Below are 12,333 nucleotides of genomic sequence, written 5' to 3' on the forward strand. Positions count from 1 at the left end.
GGAGGGACGAATGGAAACTTTTAGCCTTGGCGTCGTCCTCTTTACCCTGATCGTTATCGCGCTGGTAACGATCATTCTGGCGGCACGCTCCAGACTTGTATCCACCGGTGATGTGAACATCACTATCAATGGCGAAAAAACCATCTCGGTGCCCGCAGGCGGCAAGTTGCTGCAAACGCTGGCGGCTGAGAAGCTCTTTGTCCCGTCGGCCTGCGGCGGTGGCGGCACCTGCGCGCAATGCCGGGTCAAGGTGCATTCGGGCGGCGGGTCGATCCTGCCGACCGAAGAAAGTCACATCACCAAGCGTGAGGCTGCATGCGGCGATCGTTTGTCCTGTCAGGTTGCGGTCAAACAGGACATGGATATCGAAGTCCCGGAAGAGGTCTTTGGCGTCAAGAAATGGGAATGCACCGTCCGCTCGAATGAGAACGTGGCGACCTTCATCAAGGCGCTGACGCTGGACCTGCCCGAGGGTGAGGATGTAAATTTCCGGGCCGGTGGTTACATCCAGATCGAAGCCCCCGCGCACCAGTTGAAATACACTGATTTCGACGTCGAAGAGGAATACCGCGAGGATTGGGATCGCTTCAATCTGTGGCAGTACGAATCTGTGGTAAATGAACCGATCGAGCGCGCCTACTCGATGGCCAACTATCCGGATGAGAAAGGCATGATCATGCTGAACGTCCGGGTCGCTTCGCCGCCTCCGGGTTCCGAAGGTATTCCGGCGGGTCAGATGTCTTCGTACATCTTCAATCTGAAACCAGGCGACAAAGTCACCATTTCGGGTCCGTTCGGCGAATTCTTCGCCCGCGACACGCAAAAAGAGATGGTTTTCATCGGTGGTGGTGCCGGTATGGCGCCGATGCGCAGCCATATCTTTGACCAGCTCAAACGTCTTGAAAACCGTGATCGCAAGATCAGCTTCTGGTACGGCGCGCGGTCCAAGAAAGAGATGTTCTTTGTCGAGGATTTCGACACGCTGGCCGAAGAGTTCGACAATTTCGAATGGCACGTGGCCTTGTCCGACGCGCAGCCCGAGGATGACTGGAAAGGCTATACCGGCTTCATCCACAATGTGCTGTTCGAGGAATACCTCAAGAACCACCCCGCGCCCGAAGATTGCGAATTCTACATGTGTGGCCCGCCAATCATGAACCAGTCGGTCATCAACATGCTGCTGGATCTGGGTGTGGACCGCGAAGACATTATGCTCGACGATTTCGGCGGATAAGAAACGAAAAACCGGCGCATTCAGCGCCGGTTTTTTTAAGCCACAAGGTTGCTGGCCTTCTAGATCAAAGCCATTAGCCGACGATCATCTGCTTCATGCGAAGCGCCTCGTATTCCAGCTCTTTGAGACGGAAATGCACAACGTCTCCAATTGTGATCACGCCGCACAGGTTGCCATCGCGAAGCACTGGCATGTGGCGGAACCGACCGTCGGTCATGGTTTTAAGAACATCATCCAGCAGATCGTCCGGCGAACAAGTCTTGACCTCGCGCGTCATCAGATCCTCGACCGCTTGAGGCAACGTCTGGCCGGGCGTATCCGCCATGCGCCGTACGATGTCGCGCTCGGACAGGATGCCTTGCAATGTGCCGTTCTGGTCGGTCACCAGCACCGCCCCAATCCGCTTTTCCTTCAGCGTATTGACCACTGAATGGATCGTATCGTTCGGGCGGACCGAAAACACCGCATCCCCTTTACCATCCATCAGCTTGGCCACAGTTGTCTGCGCATGCGACAAGTTCGATTCCGTCGATTGGCTGTACGTGGTCTTGTCAGCCTTGTCGCCGCGCTTGGGGGCTTGGTAAGAGGTCGGGGCCATGGGCAATCTCCTTCATGGTTCTTGCAAAGTCTTTCCCTTTTACCTTAGCGCAGCTAAACGACCTGTATAGGGTGCAATTGCGCTGATCGGCAGAAACCCCCATCAAAAAAAGGACGCTTAAGCCTTTGAACGACCTGTATCTTACCCCGCCGGTGGCTGCCTTGATTTTCTTTGTAGTGGTCGTGTGCGGCCATAATTTCCGCAAGACGTGGAAACAGCAGCCGCCGGGATGGCAGAAACGGGCCTGGCTGTTTGGTGTGCCGGCGGGAATTGGCCTTTTGGTATTGGGCTTATTGCCGCTGAAACTGTGAAGTCGGTTTGACTCTGACGGGGGTGGCTGGCATATGCCGGACACTGATTTTCCAGGAGATCGCCCCATGCGTCTTGTGCCAGTTTTGGCCTTCGTCACTTTGCTGACCGGCTGTCTGTTCGACAAAGAGCCAGAGGTGGTTCGCCTATCGGGCGAAACGATGGGAACAACCTTCAACATCACCGCAATTGGCCAGGACCTGGACGAAAACGCGCTGGCTGTGGCGGTCGAAGAAACTCTGGCAGACGTTAATGCCAAGATGTCCAACTGGGACCCGAACTCCGAGGTCTCGACCTTTTCCGCCGCGACAAGCACAGAACCGGTGCAGGTTTCCGCAGAATTTGCACAAGTGATGGCCGCCGCGAATGATGTGCATGAAAAAACCGGCGGCACCTTTGATGTCACCCTTGGACCTTTGATCGAACTGTGGGGCTTTGGGCCCCGCAAACCGGAAGACCCGGTGCCTGCGGATGTCGAAATTCTGAAAGCACTCAACGGTGTCGGGCAGGGGCGTTTGCTAACTCTGGATGCCGAGGCGGGAACGCTGACCAAATCTGAACCCGGTGTTGGGATCAACCTATCCGCTATTGCCAAGGGTTATGGTATCGACGCGGTGGCCAAGACCCTGCGCGACGCCGGGATTGAAGATTATCTGGTCGAGATCGGTGGCGATCTGGTCACCATGGGGCAGAACGACAAGGGCGAGGCCTGGCGCATCGGTATCGAAAAACCACAAGCGGGAGCGCAGACCTATCAGCTGATTGTGTCGGTCAGCGATCTGGGCATGGCCAGCTCGGGCGATTACAAGAATTTCTTTGAACAAGACGGTGTGCGGTATTCGCATATCATCGATCCAACAACCGGGCGCCCGATCACGCATCGGACAACATCGGTGACTGTTCTGGCTGAAAACGCTATGATGGCGGATGCATGGGCAACCGCGATGCTGGCGCTGGGGCAGGAAAAGGGCCTTGAGCTGGCCGAAGAACATAAACTTGCTGTGTATTTCATCTCGCGGGATGTGACGGGTGGCGAAGAAGCCTATATCACGGTACACAGCACCGCGTTCAAAGACGCGCTTGAGACCAACTGACTGGTAGGTACCACAATGAGCACCTTTATTCTGGCCTTTATTCTGCTTGCCCTTGTGATGGTAGGTATGTCGTTGGGTGTTATGCTGATGGGTAAAACCATCAAAGGCAGTTGTGGTGGCCTGAACGCGATCTCGGGCGCGGACAAATGTGTGGTCTGCCACAAAGACATTGATCCTGACAGCCCGCTGCGTGATCAGTTGCAGTGCAAACGCGCCAAGAAGATGCTGGAACAGATGGAGCGGCAGGCCGAAGCGTAAATTACGCTTCGCTGCGGGCCGGGAATTGGCTAACTAAGTCCCTGACTATCGGGGAGGTGCCGCGTTGGCCAAAGCCAAAAACATTCTGTTCATCATGTTCGACCAGCTGCGCTGGGATTACCTGAGTTGCTACGGCCATCCGCATCTGCACACTCCGAACATTGATCGTTTGGCCGCGCGGGGTGTGCGGTTTGACCGGGCTTTTATCCAGTCCCCCATTTGCGGTAGTTCACGCATGTCGACCTATACCGGGCGTTATGTGCATTCGCATGGTGCGTCCTGGAATGGCATCCCCTTGAAAGTGGGCGAGATGACGATGGGCGATCATCTTCGCAAGGCCGGGATGGGGTGCTGGCTGGTCGGCAAAACCCATATGCGTGCGGATGCCGAAGGCATGGCACGGCTGGGGCTGGAACCCGACAGCCTGATCGGTGCCCGCGTGGCAGAATGCGGCTTTGACGTGTTTGAACGCGATGATGGGATGCGTCCCGAGGGGCCGGACGGGTTTTACGATCCGGACGGGGCCAGAGAATACAACAAATACCTCAGCGCCAAGGGATATGAAAGCGACAACCCCTGGCACGACTTTGCCAACTCGGGGCTGGATGCGGATGGCAACGTCCTGTCGGGCTGGTTCCTGAAGAATTCCCCCGAACCCGCCAATATAGCCGAAGAAGACAGCGAAACCCCGTATCTGACGGGTCGCGGAATAGACTTTATGCAATCGCAGGACGGCCCATGGTGTTGTCACCTGAGCTTCATCAAGCCGCATTGGCCTTATATCGTGCCCGAGCCCTATGCCTCGATGTATGGTCCCGAACATGTGCTGCCTGTGGTGCGATCCGAGGTCGAGCGCCAAAAAGCCCACCCGGTGCTGCGGGCCTTTATGGACACGAAGATCGGCCAGACATTCTCGCGCCAGGATGTGCGCGAGGCGGTGATCCCCGCCTATATGGGCCTGATCAAACAGGCCGATGACCAGATGGGCCGCCTGTTCGACTGGATGGAGAAAACCGGCCGGATGGACGATACGATGATCGTGTTGACCTCGGACCATGGGGATTTTCTGGGCGATCACTGGATGGGGGAGAAGACCTTCTTCCACGATGCCTCGACCAAAGTGCCCCTGATCATCTACGACCCGTCAGCCGAGGCCGACGCCACGCGCGGTACTGTCAGTGATGCGCTGGTTGAATCCATCGACCTTGCCCCGACCTTTGTGGAGGTTGCGGGGGGCGATGCGCCTTTGCATATCCTCGAAGGGCATTCCTTGCTGCCGATCCTATACGGGCAGCAGGAAGAGACCGCGCGCGATGTGGTGATCTGTGAATATGACTATTCGGCCTCACCGATTGCCGATACGCTGAACGCCTCGGTCCGGGATGCGGTGATGTTCATGGTTGCCGACAAAAAGTGGAAGCTGATCCATTGTGAAGGTGGCCACCGGCCAATCCTGTTTGATCTGGAAAACGACCCGGACGAGTTGATCGATCTTGGTGAAAGCGCGGATCATGCCGAAATTATCGACCGTATGTACGATTACCTTTTCGCGTGGACGCGCCGCGCCTCGCAACGGACCACGCGCTCGGAACAACAACTGATCGATATGCGGACCAAAAGCCGCGGCAGGGGTGTTGTTGTCGGGGTCTATGACGAAAACGATGCTCCGCTGGATCTGACCGTCAAGTACCGGGGGCGCAAGGCTCGGCCATTCACCGAATATTTCGGCAAGGAAAAACCGCCCCGGCATTAAATCTGCCCACCACAGGCCAAAAGGCGGTTCACCCGCCGATGGTCAGGCGGTAAAAGATCGACCAAGAGCAGAAACCCGGAGAACTATAATGACCGCCCCCAAACCCGTTGTCCTGTGCATTCTCGATGGGTGGGGCCTGTCCGAGGACACCAAAGCCAACGCGCCGTATCTGGCCAATACCCCTACGTTCGACGCAATCATGGCCAACGGGCCGCATGCCACTTTGATAACGCACGGGCCCGATGTTGGCCTGCCCAGCGGTCAGATGGGCAATTCCGAGGTCGGTCATACCAATATTGGCGCGGGCCGCATCGTGGCCATGGATCTGGGTCAGATTGATCTGGCGATCGAAGATGGCTCATTCTTCGACAACAACGCCCTGCAGGATTTCATCGCCAAGGTGAAGGCCGCGAGTGGTACAGCGCATCTGATGGGGCTGGTTTCGGATGGCGGGGTGCATGGGCATCTGAACCACATTATCGCAGCGGTCAAAGCCATCACCGATGCGGGCGTTCCTGTCGCGCTGCACGCGATCACGGATGGGCGCGATGTGGCCCCGAAATCGGCTTTCACCTACATTGCCGAGCTTGAGGACCGACTGCCCGAAGGTGCGCGCGTTGTGACTGTCAGCGGGCGCTATTTCGCGATGGACCGCGACAACCGCTGGGAACGCGTCAGTGAGGCCTTTGAGGCGATGATCAAGGGGCAGGGGCGGACTGCGGCCACAGCGCATGGCGCGATTGATCACGCCTACAACCAGTCGGAAACCGACGAGTTCATTGTGCCGACGGTTCTACAAGGCTATGACGGCGTAAGTGATGGCGATGGTGTTTTCTGCCTCAACTTCCGCGCTGATCGGGCGCGCGAGATTCTACGCGCGATTGGCGAGCCGGATTTTGCTGATTTCGACACCGGTCCGCGCCCGCACCTGTCTGCGCTATTGGGGATGGTGGAATACTCGGACGGTCACAATGCCTATATGACAACCGTGTTCCCAAAGCGCGATATCGTGAACACGCTGGGCGAATGGGTCGCTAAACAGGGTCTGCGTCAGTTCCGCTTGGCCGAGACCGAGAAATACCCGCATGTTACGTTTTTCCTCAACGGTGGCAAAGAAACGCCCGAAGTGGGCGAAGATCGTTATATGCCGAAGTCACCAAAAGTGGCGACATATGATTTGCTGCCCGAAATGTCCTCGGCCGAGGTTACCGCAAAGTTTGTCGAGGCGATCGAGGCCGGGTACGACCTGATCGTCACCAATTATGCCAACCCCGACATGGTGGGTCACACCGGTGATCTTCAAGCCGCAATCAAAGCCTGCGAGGCGGTGGACCAGGGCCTGGCACAGGTGGTTGCCGCGCTGAAAAAGGCAGGCGGTGCGATGATCATCACTGCCGACCACGGTAATTGTGAAATGATGGTGGATCCCGAAACCGGCGGACCGCACACCGCGCATACCTTGAATCCCGTTCCCGTGGCGCTGGTGGGTGGGCCGGAAGGTTCCACGTTGCGCAATGGGCGTCTGTCCGATCTGGCACCGACCCTGTTGCAGTTGATGGGCTTTGAACAGCCACCCGAAATGACCGGCAAGAGTCTGTTGTTATGACCTTGCGCGCGCTTCTTTGGGCAGTGCTGTTTGCGACGCCGGTCCACGCCCAGACCGACCCGTCCACAGCGGCGCTGAATGCGGTGCAAATGCTGGAAGACGCATCCGTTGCCTTGACCGAGGCCGACAGCGCCCGTGACCGCGTGCGTGCCCTGACCGAAACCATTCAGGCCTATGAGGCCGGTCTAACCGCCATGCGCGAGGGCCTGCGCCGCGCCGCCACGCGCGAGGCACAGTTGACCACTGAATTGCGCAGCCGCGAGGATGAAATCGCGCAGTTGCTGGGCGTGTTGCAAACCATCGAAACAACCGCGCCACCGGTTCTGATGCTGCACCCCTCTGGCCCGTTGGGATCGGCCCGCGCAGGTATGATGCTGTCCGAGGTCACGCCAGGTTTGAACGCTCGCGCGCAAGAACTGGCCCACGACCTGCAAGAGGTCCAGACCCTGCGGCAGCTACAACAAAGCGCCGCTGATACTCTGACCGAAGGTCTGACCGGCGTGCAAACCGCGCGCACGAAGCTCAGTACCGCCATAGCAGATCGTACCGATTTGCCGGTGCGTTTTGTCGAAGATCCGGTTCGAACGGCGATCCTGATCTCGTCCACAGAAACGCTGGAAGGGTTTGCCAGCGGACTGTCGGAAATCTCAGAAGGGGAGATTGCTGAAACCAACGCGGATATTTCCCAGCGCAAGGGTGAAGTTGCCTTGCCCGCTCAGGGTGTTGTGCTGCACCGCGCTGGTGACACGGATGCAGCAGGGGTCAAGCGCCCGGGTGTGGTGCTGGGCACACGTCCACGCGCGATTGTGACATCGCCGACTGCGGCTACGATACGTTATCGCGGGCCGCTGCTGGATTTGGGGAATCTGGTCATCCTAGAGCCTCAACCCGGTCTTTTATTCGTATTTTCGGGGTTGCAAGAGGTCTACGGCAACCCTGGACAGGTGATCCCCGAGGGCACTCCGGTCGGCTTGATGCCTGGTGAAACGCCCGAAATCGGCGCTATTTTGTCAACAAGCAGTGATGGCACTGGAACTGACCGGTCAGAAACGCTCTATATAGAGGTAAGACAGGATAACAGCCCCGTGGACCCGGAATCGTGGTTTCGGACCAGCAAGGATGGATAAATACATATGAAGAAATTTGTGATGGCCGGTTTGGCCGGAACCGTGGCAGGCATACTCGCAACTACTCAGATCGCAGGACCCCTGCTGGCACAAGAGGCTGAGAACAAGGCCAGCGTCTATGAGCAGCTTGATCTGTTCGGTGACATTTTCGAACGCATCCGTGCGCAATATGTTGAAGAGGTTGAGCCTGAGGAGCTGATCGAAGCCGCGATTGATGGCATGCTGACATCACTGGACCCGCATTCAAGCTATCTGTCGCCTGACGATGCCGAACAGATGCGCGTGCAGACACGCGGCGAATTTGGCGGGTTGGGTATCGAAGTCACGCAGGAAGAGGGCTTTGTGAAAGTTGTCTCTCCGATCGATGACACCCCGGCGGATGCGGCTGGGATCGAGGCTGGGGACTTCATCACCCATGTCGATGGCGAAAGCATTCTGGGCCTGACGCTGGACAAGGCGGTGGATCTGATGCGCGGACCTGTGGGTTCGGAAATCGTGATTACGGTCGTGCGCGAAGGGGAACAGGAACCCTTTGACGTCACGATCATCCGCGACACGATCAAGCTGACCGCTGTGCGTGCCCGCACCGAAGGCACCAGCGTCGTGTTGCGAGTGACCACCTTTAACGACCAGACCTTCCCCAACTTGCAGGAAGGGCTTAACGAACAGATCGAAGAGGCTGGTGGCATCGAAAAGGTCAATGGCTTTGTTCTGGACCTGCGCAACAACCCGGGCGGTCTGCTGACGCAGGCGATCAAGGTTTCCGATGCCTTCCTGAACGAGGGTGAGATCGTGTCTACCCGTGGCCGCGACCCGGGCGAGGGTGAGCGGTTCAACGCAACCCCAGGCGATCTGGCCGAAGGCAAGCCGATTGTGGTTCTGATCAATGGGGGTTCGGCCTCGGCGTCCGAGATTGTTGCCGGGGCCTTGCAGGATCACCGCCGCGCCATCGTGGTCGGCACCAAAAGCTTTGGCAAAGGTTCTGTTCAAACGGTCATGCCGCTGCGTGGCGACGGGGCCATGCGCCTGACTACGTCGCGGTATTACACACCGTCGGGTCGTTCGATCCAGGCGCTTGGCGTCAGCCCCGACATCATTGTCGAGCAACCGCGCCCGGTGCCGGATTCGGAAGAGGAAGATTCGAACCGTCCCGCCCGGTCCGAAGCCGACCTGCGCGGCAGCCTGAACAATGACAGCCTCAGCGAAGATGAGATTCGTCAGATCGAGGAAGACCGCGCCCGGGCCGAAGCCACAGCCGAGCTACGGGAAGAGGATTACCAAATGGCCTATGCCATCGATATCCTCAAAGGTTTGTCGGCCTTCAACCCGAACGGGCCGTCGCAGTAAACCAACGGGGCCGCCAATCAGGCGGCCCTTTTTCTTTGGTGGATCAGCTTTCCACTTTGTGCAGCTTTTCTTCATCCAGCAACATCGCCAAAAAGACGCCGACAGATACTGACACAGTGGCGAAAATGAACGCCATGTTCATGCCGGTGTCAAACGCTGCGGTGATGGCGGTTTTGACCTTTTCGGCCTCGACCGTGCCCAGTTTGTCCATGATCGCGCGTGCAGAGGATGTGGTCAGCGTCCCTCCGTTGATGGCCCGCTGATCGGATTCCGACATATCAATCCCGGCGGCCGCCAGACGTTCGCCCAGGCTACGCAGACTGGCCAGATACATGATCGCGGTCGCGCAGGCCACCGAGATGGCACCATAGACGAGGTGTGTCATGAAACTCAGCCCACCGACCAACCCGGCCCGTTCCGGTTTCACTGCGCAAACCGCAGCGGTGCCTGATGGGCCAACAGTCAGCGTGGCCCCCAACCCAATCATCGCCATACCGGGCAGAATCTGAAAATAGCCCAACCCTGCGGGCAACACGACAACACTGGCCGCACCGATAGTGGCGCACAGGTAACCCCAGAACAAAAGCCGTTTGGGACCGAAATCGTTGTACAGCTTGCCCGACAAGATGGACCCCACGGCAAGCAGAACGGTAAGCGGGGCCAACCCGAATGCAGATTGCAAGGTCGACCAGCCCAGTACCTTTTGCATGTATTGGGGGAAATACATTAACCCTACGAACGCTGCTGAGACATTGAACATGTTCAGGCCCAGCGTGATGCGAAACTCTCTGTTCGCCATCATCTGGGGCAGCAACAGGGGTTCTTTCACGCGTTTTTCCACTTGTGGGAACAAGACGAACAGAACAGCGCAGACGAAAAACAACATCAGCAAAGGCGATGAGGTCCAGCCCCAATCTGCACCCACGTCCAACCCATAGAGCAACAGCAGGACAGCCAATGACAGTACACCCATACCTGCAACGTCGATGTGTTCGCCTTGTTTGTGCTGGGTTTCGCGCTCCATCAACACTAGGGCGGTGACCATCGAAATGGTCGCAAACACCACGTTTGCAAGGAAAAATAGCCGCCAATCCCCAAAGTTCACGACCGTACCGCTGATCAGCGGGCCGATGACGTTACCGCATGTGACGCCTGCCAGAATAAGCCCCATGATCATGGCGCGATGTTCAGGGCGCGAGACTTTGGTGGCGCCGTAGGCCAGCGTGCAGGGCCAGACACATCCCGCGCCGATCCCCTGTAATGCGCGTGAGACAATCAGAAAATCCAGGCTAGGCGATACAAAACACATGACTGAGGAAAACAGAAAGATCGACAGGCCGATCAGCATCATCTTGCGGTGCCCGTACATGTCGCCAAGCCGCCCCCCGGCAACCATCGTCATGGCAAAAAACAGGGCATAGATGTTCAAAACCCATTGGGTGCTGGTGATATCGGCGTCGAAACCGTTTTCGATAGCCGGAATCAGGATCAACGCGCCGGTAAAGTCGATGCCGATCCCGAACCCCGTCACCATCAGCGCGATGAGTTTAATGATGCTGCTGCGGTCCATGAGCTTGCCCAAGTTGCTGCGGGTCGCTCAAGGATGCACGGGATTCTGATGAAAAGATAGGGACTTGGCCCTGTACGGGCTATTCGTCCACGCTCTGCGCCCGCCGAAATGCCCGCTTCAGCATATCCAGTTCCGCGCGCAGCAGCTCGACCTCAGCGCGAAGATCATCCGCTGCCGGGGCGCCTGCGATAATGGTAAAATCGCCAAGTTTTTCGGACGTGCCTGCGTCCACGATGACAAAGCAATGCACGCCATCGGACAGTGCCTTCACGGGTACAGGGACAGTCAGTGCCCATCCGTCATCTGCTGGTGTCACGCGCACGTCTTCCAAAGGTTCGCCCAAGTACAGAACCTCAACCGCCACCTCGGCTTGCAGGTGACCCTGCCAGAGGCCGTTCTCGAACCGGATGGGTGTCAATGTCGGTTGCGTCATGGCCGGACCTCTTACAAATCGGCGCGATGGTGGCGGCAGAAGGTCAGATCGCGCAGGGAAACGCGATTCATCTGCGGGTTTTCAAAGATCAGGTCCAGCCAGATCTTCTCGATCCGCGACTCATTCAAGGGCAAATGTGCCAGATCGAAATCGACTGAGCAGGAGCTTGCAGACAGGTCCAGCTTGCGCAGAACCTGTTCAGCGTTGGGTCCGTGCTGGATGTTAAGACGGGCGAATATCTCAAGCGGCTGCTCGGCCTCGATCAGGGTATCCACACGCATGAGATGCTGTTTGGTCAGGCCCTGAGCAGCCTCGTAGGGCAATTCCACAGACAGGGACAGGAAAGAACCCGAAAACCCGAACACTTCAACTGTCATCCCATATGCGGCCAGATCCTTGTCGCGGGTATTCCGGGTCTGCCGCATTGCTATTTCTGCCAGGGAACAGTCGTGGAACAAGGTCACCTGCCGGTCCATCTGCGCCTTTCGTGCGGCCGAGGCCACACCCGGACGCGCCAATGGCCCGCGCCACAGATCCGGTCGCCAGCACCAATCGGTGCCAAGGGGTTTTGGGAATTGGGTCGACCCAATTCGAGGTCGGGCCAGACGGCTGTCGGCCTCATGAATCAGCAACTGCAGATGCGTGCGCAGCTTGCGCGCATCATCACGCTGTTGCCGCAGTTGCGGTTCAGGCGCAGCAGACGCACCACGCAGGGCCTGACGCCAGCGTTCGACGGCGCGGCGTTGAATATAGCGATCCAGAAGTCTGCCCATGGCCCCATCATTCAAAGTGTGACCCTGTTTAGTCAAAGACAACGCAGGGTTTAAAGGAGAATAAACGATACTGGGGGGCAAATCTCGCGAATTTGTGACTAACGGGGCGGATGGGCAATCGATTTGAAACCTGTTAGCCCAGCCATTCTTGCAATCGTAAAGGTCAGTGCGTACCGTCTGATACTTGATTGCACTGGATCATCCGAAAACGCATCCAATAGATTTGAGGCA

12 protein-coding genes are annotated in these 12,333 nt (G+C 57.6%); 8 read left to right on the plus strand and 4 right to left on the minus strand.

The window, feature by feature from the left end; all coding sequences use genetic code 11:
* Positions 1-10: 10 nt before the first annotated feature.
* Positions 11-1,234, plus strand: coding sequence for an NADH:ubiquinone reductase (Na(+)-transporting) subunit F (nqrF, locus tag ACR0B8_RS13555; RefSeq protein ID WP_480658726.1), 1,224 nt, complete (start codon positions 11-13; stop codon positions 1,232-1,234).
* A 73-nt stretch (positions 1,235-1,307) separates the two neighbouring features.
* On the opposite strand, the gene ACR0B8_RS13560 is transcribed toward nqrF, so the two are convergent.
* Positions 1,308-1,832 (minus strand): CBS domain-containing protein, encoded by a 525-nt coding sequence (locus ACR0B8_RS13560; protein ID WP_170350031.1) that lies wholly within the window; start codon positions 1,830-1,832, stop codon positions 1,308-1,310.
* Positions 1,833-1,957: 125 nt separating this feature from the next.
* Here ACR0B8_RS13560 and ACR0B8_RS13565 point away from each other — a divergent pair, with 125 nt between their 5' ends.
* The 7 genes from ACR0B8_RS13565 (at position 1,958) to ACR0B8_RS13595 (ending at position 9,326) form a co-directional block, all read left to right on the plus strand.
* The gene (locus ACR0B8_RS13565) at positions 1,958-2,143 is read left to right on the plus strand and encodes a hypothetical protein (RefSeq protein WP_480658724.1); all 186 of its coding nucleotides are present in this window, start codon (positions 1,958-1,960) and stop codon (positions 2,141-2,143) included.
* A gap of 66 nt (positions 2,144-2,209) precedes the next feature.
* Complete coding sequence (locus ACR0B8_RS13570) at positions 2,210-3,235, plus strand: FAD:protein FMN transferase (RefSeq protein ID WP_170361642.1); 1,026 nt, start codon at positions 2,210-2,212, stop codon at positions 3,233-3,235.
* Between the two features lie 15 nt (positions 3,236-3,250).
* Complete coding sequence (gene nqrM, locus ACR0B8_RS13575) at positions 3,251-3,493, plus strand: (Na+)-NQR maturation NqrM (protein WP_170350034.1); 243 nt, start codon at positions 3,251-3,253, stop codon at positions 3,491-3,493.
* 64 nt (positions 3,494-3,557) lie between these two features.
* Positions 3,558-5,246 carry a sulfatase-like hydrolase/transferase gene (locus tag ACR0B8_RS13580; protein ID WP_170394671.1) on the plus strand — a complete coding sequence of 563 codons (1,689 nt, stop codon included), beginning with the start codon at positions 3,558-3,560 and terminating at the stop codon, positions 5,244-5,246.
* 88 nt (positions 5,247-5,334) lie between these two features.
* The gene (gpmI, locus tag ACR0B8_RS13585) at positions 5,335-6,852 is read left to right on the plus strand and encodes a 2,3-bisphosphoglycerate-independent phosphoglycerate mutase (RefSeq protein ID WP_226689490.1); all 1,518 of its coding nucleotides are present in this window, start codon (positions 5,335-5,337) and stop codon (positions 6,850-6,852) included.
* Positions 6,849-7,979: a murein hydrolase activator EnvC family protein gene (locus tag ACR0B8_RS13590; RefSeq protein ID WP_170412093.1), complete on the plus strand. Its 1,131-nt coding sequence runs from the start codon at positions 6,849-6,851 to the stop codon at positions 7,977-7,979. Before gpmI ends, ACR0B8_RS13590 begins: the two co-directional genes overlap by 4 nt.
* 6 nt (positions 7,980-7,985) lie before the next feature.
* On the plus strand, positions 7,986-9,326 hold the full coding sequence (locus ACR0B8_RS13595; protein ID WP_170350038.1) for a S41 family peptidase: 1,341 nt from the start codon (positions 7,986-7,988) through the stop codon (positions 9,324-9,326).
* Between the two features lie 43 nt (positions 9,327-9,369).
* On the opposite strand, the gene ACR0B8_RS13600 is transcribed toward ACR0B8_RS13595, so the two are convergent.
* From ACR0B8_RS13600 to ACR0B8_RS13610, 3 genes are all read right to left on the minus strand, one after another.
* On the minus strand, positions 9,370-10,896 hold the full coding sequence (locus ACR0B8_RS13600; RefSeq protein WP_226689489.1) for an MFS transporter: 1,527 nt from the start codon (positions 10,894-10,896) through the stop codon (positions 9,370-9,372).
* 79 nt (positions 10,897-10,975) lie between these two features.
* Positions 10,976-11,329 carry a hypothetical protein gene (locus tag ACR0B8_RS13605; protein WP_226689488.1) on the minus strand — a complete coding sequence of 118 codons (354 nt, stop codon included), beginning with the start codon at positions 11,327-11,329 and terminating at the stop codon, positions 10,976-10,978.
* Positions 11,330-11,340: 11 nt separating this feature from the next.
* Positions 11,341-12,102 (minus strand): DUF6478 family protein, encoded by a 762-nt coding sequence (locus tag ACR0B8_RS13610; RefSeq protein ID WP_170361652.1) that lies wholly within the window; start codon positions 12,100-12,102, stop codon positions 11,341-11,343.
* Between the last annotated feature and the right edge of the window lie 231 nt (positions 12,103-12,333).

The sequence above is a fragment of the Ruegeria sp. BH6 genome (assembly GCF_056538105.1).